Raw genomic sequence first — 17,664 nt, 5'->3', positions numbered from 1 at the left:
GCACAACCCTTCCTCAAAATAAGTTCCTACTTCAAGGTATGCATCTGCCTATAAAAGGTGATTACACAAACGCCATCTCAAGGCTCCCGCGTCCATTTTCATAAGCGACTTTGCCTAATGCTCCATTCACAAAGGTGAGCTGGGGTGGAACATGGCCGAGATCCGCATCGTACAGTACAGGGACATCCAGATCCCCAAGTGCAGAGGATAGGGCATCGGTAAAATTGAAATCGGCTATATCGGAATAACCCGCAGGTCGGCCAAACATGAAACCTTTCACACCAGCAAACCAGCCAGCCTGTTTCATCTGCCACAGATGACGGTAGATATCCCCCGCATTCATCTCACAGCTTTCCAGATACCAGATCGTCCCTTCGTCTGCACAGTACTGATCCAAATACGATTGGACGGGTGCATACGGCGTACCAATCAGACAAGTGATCGTATCCATACAACCGCCGATCAGCCGACCGGAGAATGACACATCGGTATCTGCATCCTCCGAATGGCCGAGCTGTTTCCAGAGGGAAGGTGTATCCAGGTTAAATCCGGGAGATTCCGGTTTCCATGCTGATTGATAATGTGTGGAAGACGATTGTGTGATCTGTCCGCCGTATTTGGTCTGTAACACATCAATCCAGCGCGCAGTCACGGGGTCGAGGGTATTTGATCTTAGATCAACATAATTGGTACCATGTGCGGATGCTGTTCCGGTGATCAGGGTATAAGCGAACAGGAATGTACTGATATCCGAATATCCCATGACCCATTTGGGCGGCAATGTTTTTAAAGCTTCCCAATCCAGCAGGGGAAGGATATCTATGAGGAATTCCCCACCCCATGGAGGGATAATCGCTTGAATATTTGGATTGCGGAAAAATTCATTCATCTCTGCAGCGCGTTCCTCTTTGGAGGCACTCACACATTTGATGTTGTGGCGGAGCGATGGGCTTTCCATCACGCTAAAACCAAGGCGCTCCATATTTCGTTTGCTTTCCTCAAGATAGTGGTATAGGGATTCGCCTACACCGCTGGAGGGGGCTGCCACACCAATCATGTCCCCTTGCGCGAGTGATTGCGGATAACGGATAGAACGATTATTCATTGTGGAACCACCCTTTCCTGTGAACATATCGATTTAATGTAGTTGTTTAATATTTTCATTATAGTGCATGACTACGTCGTGTGGCTTGCAATTATCGTTGTTACATTTTCTTTAGGGAGTCACAGGAATTTCAATAGAGAACGGTGCACGAATTTGATCAGGGTAAGAGAATATCTCCATTGTCAGATTTCCTTTGGCTGCGGCTCCATTTTTAATGACAACTCTTGCTTCAAAGACGGAAGGGCTCCAGCCTACTTCATTAATGTCGAAAGGGTTTCCTTTACTGTCTTGGATATTGGTAAATGATAGCCCTGAAGTAGCATTTTGAGCGTCTGCAATTGAAAACTCGAGGATCAGATTTTTGCCTTGGACCGTGCTTTGCAGCAATTTCAAACTCGATGGGCCGCCTTGTATTTCACCTGAAGAGGGATCGATGCTGATAACCAGTTCATCCTTATCCACCGCTGAAAGGCCAGACCCTTGCAAAGTCAGTTTTTTCGGAGTGGAGAAGTACATGCTTTCGAAAAAGACGGAACTTCCAGATCCTCCGATGGAAGATGAATCTGTTCTCCATGCTCGGCCTTGCTCATCTACCAAGTGCAGATCACGAATTCCGAAGATTTTTTTGGTGTTGTTCTGATCATATTCGATATCAAGTACAAGGCGAGTGGGATACAGAACGGCCTGTTTTACATCAATACGCTGCCCGTCCACGGTCATAGTTTGGTTTACGGGAATGGTTTTTTTCATGCCTTTTGTTAAGCTGTGATCCACGGGGAAGGTGACCTTCCACTTATTATTCGGGTCCTTACCTCGTTTCTTAAATACAACGGTCAGCTCTTGTGGCGGTAAAGATTCTGTGAATGAGACATCGATTTTGTCCTCGTAAACACCACTTTCTGAATCTGGATTAGGAGAGAAATAACTAAATCCAACCGGAAGATCTTTACCGTTCTCATCCAGCAAATCGATGTCATATCTACCCTTCTCCAGATCTTTCATGCCTTTCATCGTGTAAAAAATAACCATACGTGACTCGTCCGTGATAATGCCATCAACGGTCACGGAAGCCCCATCATGCTCGTCGGTTACCCCGACCTTCTGTAAAAGGGACTGATCAATCGCCATCATTAATCCTTTATCTTGGCAAATCATACTCACAATGCCTTCCATACCGGGCAATTGCTCCACGAAGGACGCAAAGGCGGGAGAGACGCGGATACATCCAGTAAACAGCAGGATGAGGGCCGCTGCTGAGATGGAACTCATATACCAGCGCAGCCGGGACTTACGTTTGCGGGCAGCCTGGCGGATTCCGGACTGAACAGCCTGATATGAGGCATCCGGTACGGGCATTGTTTCGTACTCCGTCTTGCGAGCATTCAGCCGTTCTTCCAATGTGTCAAATGAGTTTTGTTCATCCGTCATGAGGGTACATCTCCTTTCGTTTCAAGTTGATCACGGAGCTGTCCGAGTGCCCGATGTAATCGGGATTTTACGGTTCCGGTCGGGATTTCGAGAATATCGGCAACTTCAGTTAAGGAGAAACCTTCGAAATAACTTAGAATAATAATCTGTTTGCAATCCCGGTCAAGAGTGGATACGGCGGCAGCAAGATCGGGGTCCGCAGGACGATCCCAACTGCTGGATTCAATAATCTCGGTGACGGGACTGAGCCGACTTTTACGTTTGCGTTCGTCCGCACAGTAGTTGAGCAGAATGCGGATGAGCCAAGTGCCAAAGTAGGAGGGCTCTTTTAATTTTTTGAGTTTATGGAACGCCCTGAACGTTGATTCCTGAATCGCTTCGAGCGCATCACTTTCGTTATGCAGGTAGGCATAGGCGATACGGTACAGTTGGCTCTGATGTAATTCCATTAAGGCTGCAAAAGCCTCGGCATCCCCTTTTTTTGCGGCTATGGTGAGCTGAGTAGGGGTCACATGGCTCCTCCTTTCATGGATATGTTGAGTATTAGACCGCGTAAGGCACCAAACGGTTCTTATTTTCTAAAAAATATAATGTATCGGATTTCTATAGAAGTTGAACTACGTATGTATACGAGAACGTAGAGGACAACAAATAACCGCCAGACCTTCTCTTTGTACTCCAAAAAGAGTCCTGACGGTTATTCGCGGTACTGCTCACGTTATCTAATCATTATTGCTGATGCGCTGTAACAGCTGCTCGCAGACATGAAGCTGTAGACGTGTTACCACGCTCAAGTGAAATCTCCAGTGCGGTTTGGCCCGCCGAGTTTAGCGCGTTTGGATCAGCTCCATGCTGAAGTAACATCTCGATAAGTTCGATCTGATCCGTATGAAATGCAGCGGAGTGCAACGCATATTGTCCATCGCTGTCCAGAATATTCGTGGATGCCCCATGTTCGAGTAAAAGTTGGATAACTTCTGGTGAACGTTCTCCGGCAAGTGCGGCATGCAGTGCAGTATTGGAAGGGATAAAGGAAATCTTGGAATGAGAAAGGGTGTTAACATCTGCTCCATGCTCCAGAAGGAGACGAACTGCTTCTGCTTGTCCATAATGAGAGGCATATCCCAGCGGAGTTAACCCATCCTGATTTTCAGTATTGGTGAGTTCCGGGTGAGAAGCGAGCAATAATTGCAGGTTGGCCACATCTCCAGCCTGTGCAGCCTGAAATAGTTGATTCATCTGTTCTGCATGATTCATAAAGGAATACCTCCATCTGATGAGATATTAGAATTTAAAGGGATTCATTATACAGCTTCTTCGCAGCTTCCAGCCCAGGCACTGCAAAGCAAGCGAGTGGAGAGGGCAGATCATTCAATGGAAACCAGCCGATCTCACCGATGGCTCCGCCTTCTTCCAGATTACGAGCATGGCCGCCAATCACCTTGGTGGAATAGAGCACGGATATCCAATGTTCCTTCTGTTGTGGCTGGATCGTCTCCGCCGTACAGAGCAGACTGTCAATGGCGATATCCAGATTCACTTCCTCCTTGATTTCACGGATGACGGCAGTCTCCAGTGATTCGTAGGGATCGACTTTCCCGCCGGGAATACTCCAGGTGTGCTGCTCGGGCTGACGATTCCGCCAGGCGAGAAGCACTTCGCCCCGTTCATTGAGGATGACCGCACCTACGCCGATGCGAGGTGAAATTTCAGATTCACCTTTTGGATCTGAACTTAATTCCGACAGGGACAGCGCAGCTTGTTCGTTCCCATTACGCTGTGAGAAACCACCCGCTACCCTTTCCCCAGATTCAGGAGTACGAGTAGACTGGAATGACAAGGGAAGCCCAGCCTGTGCGGACCATTCTTCGGCAAGGATACTCATCGAGATCAGGTCATAATGCATGCCATCCCGCAAAACTGCAGAACGCTGGCGACCCTCTTCCCGGAATCCGGCTTTCAGGTATGCGCGTCTCGCGGCTTCATTGTATTCGATGACTTCCAGCGCAATCCGGTTCAGGTTCAATTCATGGAAGCCATACCGAAGAATCAGAGCCAGAGCGTCGCTTCCGTATCCTTTCCCCCGATCATTTTCTTCCCCGATACCAATGGCCAGACGAGCGGATCGATTGTTCCATTCAATCCGGTATAGGGCTGTGAATCCAATGAATCGGTTTCCCTCCAGTGTACGTAATGCAAATTCAAATCCGTTGTCTCGGCGGACAGAGGAGGACCCCGTCTCATCCGGCGTTAACGGGATCGCGATATCAGTATCCATGTTGCGCAAATATTCATAATCGTCTGTGAAGCGGGAGAGACGCATGCAATCTTCCGGGCATGGGGCCGCTAATCTGACTTTGGAACCTTGAAAACCATTTAAATGACGTGGAGACATGTTGCACCTCTTTTATACGATATGAAATCATTCGTTTCTTCCCATTATACTACGAACAGGAGAGGATACCGAAAAATGGCACCAAACGAGCTACACTCAGGGGAAAAGACCATAAAAAAAAGCAGCCATTTCGGGCTGCTTGTACATTCATTATTTCAGATCATTCAATAAATTCTTCATTTTTTTGTAATGTCCACTGACCCGATCAACCATGTAGTTATACATGAGCTGGTTCTCCGAAAGATTCGCCATTTCCTTGTCAATGTCAACGTTATTGTTGTTATTGTTCATTGTTGTTTCGTTGTTCTCGACAATTCGGTACTGTACGATGGAAGAATGGGGATTACTGACAGGAAAGTGTTTGTCATGAGTCCGCTTCATGACGAGCTGATCTGTTTTGCCATTTTCAACGATACGTCTAAGCTCTTCCTGAAACTCTACCGTTTTCTTTTTGTAATTGGGCGTGTCTGCATTGGCAATGTTATTGGTGATGGCATTGTGTTGTGCAGTCAGTGCTTGTAACAGTGATTCGTTACGTCTTGTCGTATTCGTTTCGATCACGGGCTCAGTCTCCTTCACTGTAGATTGTACAGTTACTTCTATAATAAGAAATAAAGTTGCACACTGTCAACAAAACAAAGAAAAAGACAAGTACATGCCGGAGGTCCCCCGAAAAGAAGAACCCTGCCTTCATGAAGTCTTGTCTTAGCCCTTGCCCTTATGGATCAACGTTGAACAACCTCTCTAAGAGGGACGATTAATATTTTTGCCGTAATAGATCTCGTCCATCTCCAGCTTCAGCCACTCCGTAATCTCCTGTTGTTCCTTCGTGCTGAGCTTATCTTTGGTGTACCCAAACAGATAATTGTCGAGATCAAATTCCCTCAGTTTACACTTGGTGTGAAAAATATTCTCCTGATAGACGTTCACGTCAATCATGTCAAAGCTGCTCTTGATCTCGTCCGGAATATAATTCTGAATCGAGCCGATCTCATGGTCAATGAACAGCTTGCGTCCGCTTGTATCCCGTGTAAAACCACGCACCCGGTAATCCATCGTCATAATGTCCGTATCAAATGAGTGGATCAGATAATTCAGCGCCTTAAGCGGTGAGATCTCACCGCAGGTGGAGACATCAATGTCCGCACGGAAAGTACTGATACCTTCACTAGGATGAAATTCAGGGTAGGTGTGCACAGTGATATGGCTTTTATCCAGCTGCATGACAACGTTATCGGGCAGAGGGCCGGGAGATTCATCGAGTGATTCTTCGGGGATCTCCACGATTGGACCCTCCGAGACAAGCATCGTAACACTCGCGCCTTGAGGCACGTAATCCTGCTGGGCAACATTAAGAACGTGGGCTCCGATGATATCGGAAACGTTGTTTAGAATTTTACTCAGCCGGGCGGCGTTATACTGTTCATCAATATATTCAATGTAAGCTTCGCGTTCATCTTTGGTTTTGGTATAACAGATATCGTACATATTGAAGCTCAGCGACTTGGTCAGGTTGTTAAATCCATGCAGTTGAAGACGCTGCTCTGGCGTAATTGTCATGGTTGCAGTTCCCCTTATCCCATACGACATTTCATCGCAGTTATAATACTACTTATACCCAACCTGCCTCGAAAAAAAACATATGTACGTCATACGAAATGCTAATCTCCTCTGATGATGGATGTGAACGGATGGACCTTGAACGGTCTGCATTGATCCAGCATGATTCAGAAGGAAGAATCGTCGAAGTCTACAATATCGTTCATGCGCTCATCCTCAGCTACCGATTGGATATCCTCTGAAGTGACACTGATGATCGTATAATCCTCGTTCTGCTGTTTCTTCACGGCTTTTTCCTTCACAAAACGGGGACTGCCTTCCCCGGCATCTTCGTCATAGACGAGCAGAAGACCGTCGCTTTTACGCAGCAACAGGTCATCCCGTGCAGTGAACTGCCACGGCCCGATATAAGGTTGATTGCTAATCGCACCGTAATAGTCCACACCCGAGAGGATGGAACGGTAATACTCCTGCTTGTCTTCTTTCCATTGTTCTTCCGGGTTCTGAAAGGCAGTGATGATCGACAGCTTCAGATGCGGATACGTTTTCTTCAGATCAATCACCACTTCACAGGCCCACAGATCCACACCGTATTGTCCCGGCGTCAGCACCCATTCCAGACCATCCTCGACAAGGGGAGTGAGGCGGGAGGAGATGGCTTTTTTGATAAAAGGAATACCTTCATGCTTCTGTCCAAAAATCTGCAATTCATGTGCCCGGTAACCGGTAATTAACAGGTTTTTCAGTGTCCGTTCCTCCTTTCAGGCATGATCAAGATGCAGTTATTTCGCAGGTGGAGCATCTGCACGGAACGGATACAGGAATGGCTTCGGAATATCCGTTTCAAATGACATTAACTCATCTGTTGTGGGATGGATAAACGAGAGTATGCGTGCATGAAGTCCAAGACGGCCAAGGTCTCTTGTGCGTGCGCCGTATTTTCTGTCACCGGCAATCGGATGTCCGAGATCTTCCATATGCACACGAATCTGATTTTTACGCCCTGTCTCCAGACGCACTTCGAGCAGGGAGAACTCACGGTTCGACTTCAGACGTTTGTAATGTGTGATGGCATGTTGTCCATCATTCGGACGAGAGCTGGAGTACATTTTCAGCGTTTTGGTTTCCTTCAGCCAGGAAGAGATGGTGCCTTCTTCTTTGGCTACCGAACCTTCAACAAGGGCAACGTAAACGCGGTCTTGCACATTTTCTTTCCAGTTGTTTTGCAGCTTCTGCTGTACCTCTTCACTTTTGGCAAACATCATCACACCCGATGTATCCCGATCCAGTCGATGGACAACAAAGATCCGGTTGAGCGGATTGGTGCGGCGTACATGCTCTGTCAGTTGGCGATAAGCCGTCAGGTCATCCGTCTTGTCAGCGGCAATGGACAACAGTCCAGCTTCCTTGCGGATCACAATGATATCATCGTCTTCATGCAAAATGTTAATACCCGTCAGGGATGGAGCAGCGACTGCACCTTCTTTTCGAATGTAGACAATCTGACCTGGCGTCAGCGCTTCATTAAACTTGGTTACGACCTTCTGATCCACGGATACCTGTCCACGACCCAGAATGGACTTCACTGCGTTCCGTCCGGATTTCAAATGCTGCAACAGGAAGTTCAACAGTTCATCCGGTTCGGTTACTTTGTACTGGCGTGGTGGTTCCTGCTTGCGATAATAGGAATTGCCTGGTCGTTTGGATGCGCTGGCATTTTTGGGTTTGTTGCCTCCAGCTTTCTTGGGTGCACCCGACGATTTCGCGGCTAATGGCTTCTTATTATCCTCCGTATTGCGTGATGCAGAAGCACCTGATGATTTTGCAGATGAGAAGTTGGACTTGCCGGAACGTGCTGAAGATGAACCTGCATAAGATTTCCCCTTGGCCGAGGCCGATGTCTTGCCTGTTGGACGTTTGCGTTTATTCATGAATAGTAATCTCCTTCTGAACAGCCTGTACCGCTTGTGTGCATACGATCCGTTCATTTTCGTTATGCAGTTCAATATACCATTAACCGTCGACAAATAAAAATAGGTTCATGCAATCTGCTATACATCCAATCATAAGAGTAATGAGATTCATAGGATAGGGTATCCCATAGCATTGGAGGTGTTACTCATGGGCGTGTTTCTCGATATGAGAACTTCGATGAACTCGGCAACCGTAGGACAGCCCGGTTTGTCTCTGTCGGTATCCCCGGCAGCGTTCGGGACCATTGGTCTACAGACGCAGGGAGTGGTGAATCCCATTATTACGTTGAACGGGACAGTAGGTGTTACGGGAGAACTGGGAGATACCTTTGTTGTAGAGCTTGTGCGGGGGTTTTTATATGATCCTTTCTATGTCATCTACCGTGCTGAAGGTACGATCGGACAGAACGGCGGTGCCGAATTTCATTCGTTCACAGCTCAGGATCTGTCTGCACCACCTGCACTGGAGAGTGTGTATACTTCGTTTATTTCGGGGGTGTCCACAGTAGTAAGAACCGGGCCGGAGATGTTCTATGGTATTGCAGCCACCGGCTAGTAGTGAAAGGCGTAATATGACAGGCAGAGTGCTTCGTCATCACTTCTGTTGACGGCAGAGTTCGGTTCATACCTCAGAAAAACCAGACGTACAAAGTAATGTAGCGACCAGTTTGACTATCGCTCAGCATAACCCCCCCGGCTCAATGAGCCGGGGGGGTTATGTCTTACAAGCATAAGCATGTTTCGATGCAACTCAGCGATTCGAGGTTGAAGGTGCCCTGAAAATCAGTTGGCACGGCCTTTCAGAATGATGTTGTTGGCTTTGCCAAAGTCGATGGCGACTTTACCGGCGAGTGAGGCTGTTCGCTCAGCAAGAATAACCGCGTTGACACCGCAGGAGAAGAGAGCGACATCAAAGGTATGCTGATTGGTCTGAATCCAGTGCAGCGTTTCATCCATTTGATCATAGCTGTCGAAGGGCAGGGCAGTCACAATGTTCAGATTATACGGCTCACGTTCAAGCATGACACGCAGTGCCTCAATCTCACGAGTAACGAGTAACACACGCTTGCCTGCAAGCATCTGCCAGAAACGCGGGTTCTGCGCCAGTTCCCGATTGACACAGGCATGACAAGTCATCGGAGGAGAGATGCCAAAGTGTGCAAATACCATATCGGTCAGGGGTCTTTTGAGATAATCCGGAGCATTAATAGTGTTGTCACCACGAGGAAGAATGCCGACGATATCCGCCCGCTGCAAGGAAGCGGCGACTTCATCCCGTAGCTGCGGGTTGGGAAGGCTTAGTCCTTTTTGTCCTAAATTGGCCTTAATGGCCCAACGCTCCTGAAGGACCTGTTCCGTGGTCCATACGGTCTCTTGAGACATGACGATATTCTCGCCATCGCCGACTCGCACAAGAGAGAGAGGGCGCTGTTCAACCAGTGCCGCTTCAAGCTGATCAAGCACACCATCCATTTCAAGATAGATCGAATCCATTCGAGTGATTGCCTCCTTTGAAAATTGAACTGCTCTATTCTATGTTGCGGCTGCAGCAATGATATGTACGTTCGACCCGCAGGGCACCATTTTCAGCTGTATACTAATCTATTTCGGTGAGAATCAGTGCATATGTCCGTACCGCTTCTATTAACATTTCATACTTTATAGAGTCGGCAGGATTCGCAAGCGAGACCCGGATGGATTGTCGGCTTCCAGACAGCCTGAGGTTGTGTTACGCATGGAAGCGACTGTTGAAACTATGAAAATGGTCTGTATCCGCTGAAGGAAAATGGCAGAGTTCATGAGGAGGAATATTATGTCAAGGAAAGTGGTTATTGAGATTAATTTCAACAATTATGGGTTCGACCCACAGCGATTGACGAGAGAATGGCTGGAGCGGCGGATGGGCATTTTTCGCACATTTACATTGCACTGCCTGAAAGCTCAGACGAATCAGGATTTCCTGACGGTGGTGAAGTTATCCAAGGAATCGGGAGAATTAGTGCAGGAGATTCTCGCGGAACAGGAGCCGCTGCCAGCCAACATTCGTTTCGGAACTCATATTGAGAGTGTACGTGCAATTTTGGCATTTGCTGAAGGGACGGAGCACATCTATATTGCCCGTCTGGATTCAGATGACCTCTATCACCGGACCTTTGTACAGCAGCTATATGACGTGCAGCCACAGCCGCAGACGATGGCGCTGATTAACCAGAACGGCTATCTCTGGGATAGCGTGAACAACGATATGGCACCGACGTTCCATCGTTCTCCGCAATTCTATGTCTACCTGTATAAAACAGCGGAGTACGCATCCGGGTATCGGGTGAAGCTGCCGGGCCGAGGTACGCATGGCAATGTCATTGATCTGCCGCATGAGCTGCTGGCTCCGCGCAATTACGTGAATATCGTCCATTCGAGCAATACTTCGGTCAAAAAGGTACCAGCTAAAGACCGGTTAAGCCAAGATGAGATGGCAAAGGTATTACGCGAATTCATGATCTGATCAGGGAGGGGTATATGCATGATTAAAGGACAAACGATTCTGGTTACCGGGGGCACAGGCTCCTGGGGTCAAAAGCTGACCGAGGTGCTGCTGGAACAGGACCCGGCAGAGATTCGCCTCCTGTCTCGTAACGAATATGCCCAGATTGCGATGCAGCGTGAGTTCAACCATGACCCGCGTCTGCGATTCATCATTGGGGATATCCGGGATTATCGGGCAGTGGAAGATGCGTGCAAAGGCGTGGATGTACTCTTTCATCTGGCTGCGCTGAAGCATGTACCAGTGTGCGAGGACCAGCCGGATGAAGCGTTCAAGACGAATGTGATCGGGACGCAGAATATTATTCGGGCTGCAATTCGGATGCAGGTTCCCAAAGTCATTGATGTGTCCACCGATAAGGCGGTAGATCCGATTAACGTATATGGCATGACAAAGGCCTTGGGTGAAAAAATGATGATCCGTGCCAATTGGCTGAGTGAAGGTACCCGGTTTGTCTGCATCCGCGGCGGTAATGTGCTTGGAACCAGCGGTAGTGTCGTGCCTCTGTTCCGTCGTCAGATCGATGAAGGCAAGAGCCTGACCATTACGGACAAAGGCATGACCCGTTTTTTCCTGACACGTACCGAAGCTATACATTTACTGCTTAAGGCGGCTGAGGCGGCTGTGGGCGGGGAGACATTTGTGATGAAAATGAAAGCTTGCAAGATGACGGATCTGGCTTCCGTCATGCTGGAACAGGCAGGTCGTCCATCCTTCGATTATAAGGTGACGGGCATACGTCCAGGCGAGAAATTGCATGAGGTGCTGATCTCGCCCTTTGAAGCACCACGCACTCGTCAATACGATGCGCAGTATTATGTGATCCTGCCGGAGCACCCGGACAAGGGGCTGACAGATCAGTACAGCAGTCTGCCACGTGTGAACTTCTCCGAGTATCGCTCGGACAGTGCCATGATGAACAAACCAGCGATTGCCCGGTTTTTGCGTGCAGGTGGCTATATCGACTAGGGCGTGTCTCAAAACTCGTTCGGAGTTTTCAGACACGCCCACCGAGGGGAGGCGGAGCGTTTGGAGGTGGAAGGAATGGAAGAGAATCATCAGCACAACCAGCACGAAGGTAATGAAGAGTTACAGCAACGTACCCTCATACAACATATTAATGACCGCTCCCTGAAGGCTGTTGTCATCGGTCTAGGCTATGTTGGTTTACCCATGGCCGTAGAGATGGCACAGGCAGGTTATCAAGTCCACGGGATTGACATCGATACTTCGAAGGTAGCTAAGCTGTGTGCCGGGCATTCGTATGTCATAGGTATAGAAGATGATGTTGTGCAGTCGCTTATGCAGGCTGGGTTATTCACGGCAAGCACTGATTATGCAGCGGTGGCACAGGCCAATGTCATTGTGATCTGTGTGCCCACTCCACTGACTGCCGAGCATCAACCGGATATCTCGTATATCTCGGCCGCGGTGGATGGCATGACTCCGTATTTGCAGGAAGGCAGCCTGGTTATATTGGAAAGCACGACCTATCCGGGCACAACGGAGGAACGCGTGAAACAACCAATTGAAGTGGCAAAAGGCTGGCGAGCTGGAGAACAGTTCTACGTCTGTTATTCTCCGGAGCGGGTAGATCCGGGCAGTGTGCATTATGGTGTGAAAAATACCCCAAAGATTATTGGTGGCTCCACACCCGCGTGTCTGAATTATGGTAAACAGTTCTACGGCTCGTTCCTGAACGAAGTTGTTCCGGTTAGTTCAACAACGGTAGCGGAGACGGCAAAGTTGTTCGAAAATACATTTCGCAGTGTCAATATTGCACTCGTGAATGAGCTGACCCCGGCCTGCGAACAGATGGGGGTAAACATCTGGGAGGTACTGAATGCGGCGGCAACCAAGCCGTTTGGTTATATGCCATTCTATCCCGGTCCCGGCATCGGCGGACATTGTATCCCAATCGATCCGATCTATCTGTCCTGGGCTGCAAACCGGCAGGGATCGGAACTGCAGTTCATCCAGCTGGCGGATGCAACCAATCGGCAAATGCCAGAGAGAGTGGTGAAGCGTGCCGCGGAGCTGCTGGAGCAGCATGGTGTAACTGTGCGAGGAGCACGTGTTGTACTGGCGGGTATGGCTTATAAAAAAGATATTGACGACTTACGCGAATCGCCAGCATTGGACGTTTTTCGGCTGCTGAGCGCAGCGGGTGCAGATGTGGTTTTCACCGATCCAATGGTGCCTGTCTTCCGGAAGGATGACGGTACGATGCTCCAGTCTCGGCCTGCTGTAGCGGAATTGTGGACAGGAGCTGATCTGGTGATCATCACCACGGATCATTCGGGATTCGATTATCAGGAGATGGCAGATCATGCCAAGCTGATTTTTGATACACGCAATGCAACGGCCGGATGCCACGGGGGAAATATTGTGGTGATGGGTCAGCCGATTCACCGAGTGAAAACGGGAGAAACCTATGGCGAATCATGATCGAGTGAGTGAACGCTATTACGGCGAGATCAATTCGGAGGATTCTCATGAAGCGACAAGAACGCGTATCCACTGGATGTGTCGTGAGGCGACAGGCAAACGCATCCTGGATGTCGGGTGCAGTCAGGGCATTACGTCCATTCTGCTGGCACGTGAAGGATTTCGTGTCACTGGCATTGATTTGGAAGAAGAAAGTGTAAGATATGCGCAAGCTGAGCTTGCCAAAGAGTCTAGGCCAGTTAGGAACAATGTGGATTTTCGAATGCTGGATATTACGCAATGGAAAGTAAGGACTACCTTTGATACTGTGCTGCTTGGAGAAGTGCTGGAGCATTTTGCTCATCCGGAGACGTTGTTGATCCAGATTTATCGGCTGCTGCAAGAGGATGGGACGCTGGTTGTGACCGTGCCGTATGGGTATCACCCGTTCTATGACCACAAGCAGACCTTCTATGCGGGAAGTCTGGCGATGACCCTGATGCCGTATTTTGAAGTCTTGAAACTCGAAGTTCATCATAAATATCTATGTTGCGTGGCCCGCAAACGGCGGAGTACACAACTGCATATGTCGCCGACTTTGGATCAACTGATGGAGTGGATGGAACTGGATCATGTCCATTTTGCCGAGGTGGAACATAATCATCTCCGCGTAATGAAACAGCGCAAGAAGACACTGGACAGTGCTGTGGAGCAGGTGAAACGGCTTCGCCGTCAGGAGAGTGGGGAAGGGTAGCGGTGAAGGTAGGGACAGAGACAAAGACAGCGACAGCGGCAAGGGTAGGAGCCAAAGCTAAGGACACTGCATGGATAACAACGATCAGAAAGTTTCTGTCATCGGAGTGTCCAGTGTAAATCTCTTTAGTTCAACTTACGATAGTATTTTGTTCGAAGTATTTAACCAACGAAAGCAAATCGTTATGACATTTTGCAATACGCGTACGACAGGAAGGGGCTCAAAACGTGATCACCATCAGTCTGTGCATGATTGTGAAGAACGAGGAACGCACGCTGGCGCGCTGTCTGGACTCGGTTGCCGGCATCGCGGAAGAGATCATCATTGTGGATACCGGTTCATCGGATCGCACGATGGACATCGCTGCGCAGTATACCGACCATGTCTACACGTATGAATGGAAGGAAGACTTTGCCGCAGCGCGGAATGAGTCATTCGCCATGGCCACGCAGGAGTATATCCTGTGGCTGGATGCGGATGATGTGCTGCTGCCCGCGGAACGGGCGAAGCTGGAGGTGTTGAAGCAGCAGCTTCCGTCCGGGGGGAAGACGGAAGCTGTGATCTTGAACTACACGCTGGCCGAGGGAGCGGAGGGGAGTCCACTTGTGACGGACCGACGCCTTCGCCTGGTCAAGCGGGATGCCGGGTGCCGCTGGCATGGCCGGCTGCACGAGCAGCTTAACTTCCCGCGGGGCGAGGTCATTACGGCAGACATTGCCGTTACGCATCGCCGCGAAGCGGGACATCATTCGGCGCGAAACGTGCGCATTCTGCGCAAATGGATCGCCGAAGAGGGCGTAGCCCAAGGTCGCCTGCTGTTTTATTATGCAGGCGAATGTTATGACCGCCAGCGTTATGTGGCGGCGGCACGCGGGTACGCGAAGCTGCTGGAACAGCCAAGCGGTTACCGCGAGGATCGCCTGATTGCCTGCGCGCGGCTGGCGGAATGTTATGAACGACTGGGTGAGCCGGGGCGTAAGCTCGGTGCATTGCTGCAGTCGTTCCAGTATGACCTGCCGCATGCCGATTTCTGCTGCGCCATTGCGGCCTGCTTCCATGAACGGCAGGAACCTGTCTTTGCGATCTATTGGTATATGCAGGCGGTGGACGTGAGCAGCCGCGATCCGGGTCTGCGCCCGGTGCCTATGGCTTGCCGTACATGGCTGCCACATGCCCGTTTATCCCTTTGTTATGCTCATCTGGGCAACTGGGAGCAGGCACTCATGCATAACACCAAAGCCCGTGAGTACTTGCCCAACGATCCCGGATTACTTGCCAATCGGCAGAAGCTCGAAGTTGTGGTACGCAAAGAGATGAAGGAGCGGGAAGAACGTGGTGAAGTGTCACAGGGTAAGTAGGGAGACGAACTGGGACAGATGAGACAGATGAGACAGAAGGGTTTGAAGCGGGATTAGGAAATAGGGGAAATAGATTGAAGTAGAAGTGAAATAACACAAAAACTAATCCGTTGCTGGTAGGATACGATAGGACGGATCAGTGAAAATAAGGGTTGAGTGGAAATAGAGTGTGAGGCACAATTGCGAGCAGAAGCAGAAGCAGAAGCAGAAGCAGAAGCAGAAGCAGAAGCAGAAGCAGAAGCAGAAGCAGAAGCAGAAGCAGAAGCAGAAGCAGAAGCAGAAGCAGAAGCAGAAGCAGAAGCAGAAGAGGATTAAGAGATATAATAGATAAATTATAATGCTACCATATGTTTTAAGTCCGATAGCTACGATATTGTTAGTGACTGAGCTTATGCAGACCACAATGAAGCATAAGTTGATAAACGATAACTTGTAGAACAAGAGCAGCCCCGCTTAACCGAAAGAGTCGGTGAGTGGGGCTTTTTATGCTTCTCGTGCCGCGTTGGAACTTCTGACATGCGGTGCAGTGAGGATTACGCATCAAGATCAGCTGTCGAGTGTTTAGGGCCGTCATATTAGCTGCTAAGTTGTTTTACTTTTCGGGTGCCAGGCATCGCACAGAATGGTCTTTCATACGTAAGCTTTTGCACGCCCAGCCCCATCCATCATATATTTCATCATCAATCTTGAGGGTAATGGTCTCATCCGTGTATTCATTCCAGTTTTCGATTCGGAGTGTGTTTTCATTTTCCCATTCCAAATGGTTATTCCCGTGGTGCTCGGCACGATATATCGTTTGGGATGTGGAGTCCTCAGGGGCATTCGTCTTCTTCACATCGACCCACATCGTAACCCCGCCTGCCGCACCACCATAGGGCACACCATAAATCTCGGCAGTATACTCACCATTCTGTGAAGGCATGGAATAGCTCAATTCGCCTTTCTCAGAACGGTCAAATGTGGAGAAGTATGGACGGAGCCAGAAATACAGGAATACGGTGGTAAACAGCACAATCATCAATAATGTAAATGTAGTGAAAATCGAGTGTCTACGTATCCAAGATTTGCGAGAATCTGTATGGGATGAACTTGAATTAGTTTGAGTATTTTGATTCATAGGATCGAACCTCCATTGACAGCTTACAGTGAAATTTGCTTAGCAGGGATATATATGTCCATCTCTCCGTAGTGGTCTTGAGCCAGGCTGCCATCAATTCTTTCGAAATAGTATGGATCACTCTTCTCATACCCCGAATGGCTCTGCCAATATTCATCAATAAATGTCCAGACACTGTCCAGGTGGTCGATGTTGATCAGACTTGGGTGGAAATCACAGACGAATTTGAATACAGCATACTGGTTGGCCGGTACTTCGATTCCATCCAGTTCGTTGGGGATATCATCCAGGTGGGTGACTTCCACAGAAGGTTGATATGTACTGTAATCCTCGTTAATTTCATTGGTAAATCCGATATATACGTTGGGTTGCAACACGTTAGGAATCGAATGAAAGTGTTTTTCAAAAAAGTCGTTGCCTGCTGAATTGGCTTCATAGTGCTCTTCGTTATCTGCATACCGAATGTGGGACCGTTGCCCAATAAGTTTCATAGCCGGTTTTCGTACATACGTTGGTTTGAAAATATATCCATATGGAAGCGTTGTGATCATGGACGAAGTCATGCGGGCTGTGAATTCAAGGTTTCCAGCTCCCTGTTTGCGATACTGCAGGGGTGTAATGCCGAAGGCTTGTTTGAAAGCACGTATGTAGGATTGTTCATGTTCAAAAGCGTAATGTCCGCTGATATCGATAATCTTCCAGTTCAGATTCACCAATTGCTCGAGGCTGCGTGCCAATTTGCGTGAACGAATGTATTCTCCAGGCAATTGTCCGCTTACATGTTTGAACATGCGATGCAGGTGGAATTTGGATATATGAGTCACAGATGCCAGATGATCCAGCGTTAATTTGTCTTGAATATGATCTTCTATGTAGTCGAATAGCTTATCCAATGTGTCTAGCAGATCGTGTTGCATATCAATCTCCCTACTTCTAATAGTACTTACAGCAATAAATGTTCATTTTTTCCTTATCACCGATGATATCATAACCAAGTACATAATT

Annotated in this window: 19 protein-coding genes and 1 pseudogene; 7 read left to right on the top strand and 13 right to left on the bottom strand. The window is 48.6% G+C overall.

Going from position 1 to position 17,664, the window contains the following annotated elements:
* Nucleotides 1–61 precede the first annotated feature (61 nt).
* The 10 genes and pseudogenes from AC6CIF_RS09480 to AC6CIF_RS09435 all read right to left on the bottom strand — a co-directional run bounded on the left by AC6CIF_RS09480 (nucleotide 62) and on the right by AC6CIF_RS09435 (nucleotide 8,419).
* A complete protein-coding gene (locus tag AC6CIF_RS09480) occupies nucleotides 62–1,105 on the bottom strand; it encodes a S66 family peptidase (protein WP_498199284.1) in 1,044 nt (347 codons plus the stop codon).
* Between the two features lie 111 nt (nucleotides 1,106–1,216).
* Nucleotides 1,217–2,533 carry a DUF4179 domain-containing protein gene (locus AC6CIF_RS09475; RefSeq protein ID WP_498199282.1) on the bottom strand — a complete coding sequence of 439 codons (1,317 nt, stop codon included), beginning with the start codon at nucleotides 2,531–2,533 and terminating at the stop codon, nucleotides 1,217–1,219.
* Nucleotides 2,530–3,045 (bottom strand): sigma-70 family RNA polymerase sigma factor, encoded by a 516-nt coding sequence (locus tag AC6CIF_RS09470; RefSeq protein WP_498199280.1) that lies wholly within the window; start codon nucleotides 3,043–3,045, stop codon nucleotides 2,530–2,532. Before AC6CIF_RS09470 ends, AC6CIF_RS09475 begins: the two co-directional genes overlap by 4 nt.
* Nucleotides 3,046–3,262: 217 nt before the next feature.
* Entirely contained in the window at nucleotides 3,263–3,790 is a 528-nt protein-coding gene (locus AC6CIF_RS09465; RefSeq protein WP_498199278.1) for an ankyrin repeat domain-containing protein, read from the bottom strand.
* A gap of 34 nt (nucleotides 3,791–3,824) precedes the next feature.
* Nucleotides 3,825–4,229: an NUDIX domain-containing protein gene (locus tag AC6CIF_RS09460; RefSeq protein WP_498199687.1), complete on the bottom strand. Its 405-nt coding sequence runs from the start codon at nucleotides 4,227–4,229 to the stop codon at nucleotides 3,825–3,827.
* A gap of 210 nt (nucleotides 4,230–4,439) precedes the next feature.
* Nucleotides 4,440–4,928: pseudogene (locus tag AC6CIF_RS09455) on the bottom strand (GNAT family N-acetyltransferase); the annotation flags it as partial.
* Nucleotides 4,929–5,078: 150 nt separating this feature from the next.
* Nucleotides 5,079–5,489: a flagellar basal body rod protein FlgB gene (gene flgB / locus AC6CIF_RS09450; RefSeq protein ID WP_498199276.1), complete on the bottom strand. Its 411-nt coding sequence runs from the start codon at nucleotides 5,487–5,489 to the stop codon at nucleotides 5,079–5,081.
* 183 nt (nucleotides 5,490–5,672) lie between these two features.
* The gene (speD, locus tag AC6CIF_RS09445; protein WP_307538777.1) at nucleotides 5,673–6,488 is read right to left on the bottom strand and encodes an adenosylmethionine decarboxylase; all 816 of its coding nucleotides are present in this window, start codon (nucleotides 6,486–6,488) and stop codon (nucleotides 5,673–5,675) included.
* Between the two features lie 167 nt (nucleotides 6,489–6,655).
* Nucleotides 6,656–7,234 (bottom strand): SLOG family protein, encoded by a 579-nt coding sequence (locus AC6CIF_RS09440; RefSeq protein ID WP_442031603.1) that lies wholly within the window; start codon nucleotides 7,232–7,234, stop codon nucleotides 6,656–6,658.
* 36 nt (nucleotides 7,235–7,270) lie between these two features.
* Nucleotides 7,271–8,419 carry an RluA family pseudouridine synthase gene (locus AC6CIF_RS09435; protein WP_498199275.1) on the bottom strand — a complete coding sequence of 383 codons (1,149 nt, stop codon included), beginning with the start codon at nucleotides 8,417–8,419 and terminating at the stop codon, nucleotides 7,271–7,273.
* A gap of 190 nt (nucleotides 8,420–8,609) precedes the next feature.
* On the opposite strand from AC6CIF_RS09435, the gene AC6CIF_RS09430 reads away from it, so the two are divergent.
* Complete coding sequence (locus AC6CIF_RS09430; protein WP_498199273.1) at nucleotides 8,610–9,017, top strand: hypothetical protein; 408 nt, start codon at nucleotides 8,610–8,612, stop codon at nucleotides 9,015–9,017.
* Nucleotides 9,018–9,244: 227 nt separating this feature from the next.
* Here AC6CIF_RS09430 and AC6CIF_RS09425 read toward each other — a convergent pair whose 3' ends face one another.
* Nucleotides 9,245–9,955 (bottom strand): GT-D fold domain-containing glycosyltransferase, encoded by a 711-nt coding sequence (locus AC6CIF_RS09425; RefSeq protein ID WP_498199271.1) that lies wholly within the window; start codon nucleotides 9,953–9,955, stop codon nucleotides 9,245–9,247.
* Between the two features lie 319 nt (nucleotides 9,956–10,274).
* Here AC6CIF_RS09425 and AC6CIF_RS09420 point away from each other — a divergent pair, with 319 nt between their 5' ends.
* The 6 genes from AC6CIF_RS09420 (at nucleotide 10,275) to AC6CIF_RS09395 (ending at nucleotide 15,857) form a co-directional block, all read left to right on the top strand.
* Entirely contained in the window at nucleotides 10,275–10,964 is a 690-nt protein-coding gene (locus tag AC6CIF_RS09420; protein WP_498199269.1) for a glycosyltransferase, read from the top strand.
* 18 nt (nucleotides 10,965–10,982) lie between these two features.
* Complete coding sequence (locus AC6CIF_RS09415) at nucleotides 10,983–11,972, top strand: SDR family NAD(P)-dependent oxidoreductase (protein ID WP_310342424.1); 990 nt, start codon at nucleotides 10,983–10,985, stop codon at nucleotides 11,970–11,972.
* A gap of 66 nt (nucleotides 11,973–12,038) precedes the next feature.
* Entirely contained in the window at nucleotides 12,039–13,451 is a 1,413-nt protein-coding gene (locus AC6CIF_RS09410) for a nucleotide sugar dehydrogenase (protein WP_498199686.1), read from the top strand.
* Complete coding sequence (locus tag AC6CIF_RS09405; RefSeq protein WP_498199267.1) at nucleotides 13,438–14,184, top strand: class I SAM-dependent methyltransferase; 747 nt, start codon at nucleotides 13,438–13,440, stop codon at nucleotides 14,182–14,184. The genes AC6CIF_RS09410 and AC6CIF_RS09405 overlap by 14 nt, the downstream gene beginning before the upstream one ends.
* Nucleotides 14,185–14,411: 227 nt before the next feature.
* Complete coding sequence (locus AC6CIF_RS09400) at nucleotides 14,412–15,542, top strand: glycosyltransferase family 2 protein (protein WP_498199265.1); 1,131 nt, start codon at nucleotides 14,412–14,414, stop codon at nucleotides 15,540–15,542.
* A 180-nt stretch (nucleotides 15,543–15,722) separates the two neighbouring features.
* Entirely contained in the window at nucleotides 15,723–15,857 is a 135-nt protein-coding gene (locus AC6CIF_RS09395) for a hypothetical protein (RefSeq protein WP_498199263.1), read from the top strand.
* Between the two features lie 277 nt (nucleotides 15,858–16,134).
* On the opposite strand, the gene AC6CIF_RS09390 is transcribed toward AC6CIF_RS09395, so the two are convergent.
* Together AC6CIF_RS09390 and AC6CIF_RS09385 are read right to left on the bottom strand one after the other, a co-directional pair.
* A complete protein-coding gene (locus tag AC6CIF_RS09390) occupies nucleotides 16,135–16,659 on the bottom strand; it encodes a DUF5412 family protein (RefSeq protein WP_498199261.1) in 525 nt (174 codons plus the stop codon).
* A gap of 23 nt (nucleotides 16,660–16,682) precedes the next feature.
* On the bottom strand, nucleotides 16,683–17,576 hold the full coding sequence (locus AC6CIF_RS09385; RefSeq protein WP_498199259.1) for an AraC family transcriptional regulator: 894 nt from the start codon (nucleotides 17,574–17,576) through the stop codon (nucleotides 16,683–16,685).
* Nucleotides 17,577–17,664: the final 88 nt, after the last annotated feature.

Source organism: Paenibacillus sp. GQ49 (assembly GCF_059759055.1).
The sequence above is the reverse complement of the archived record's forward strand: the minus strand, read 5'-3'. Positions and strand labels throughout refer to the sequence as shown.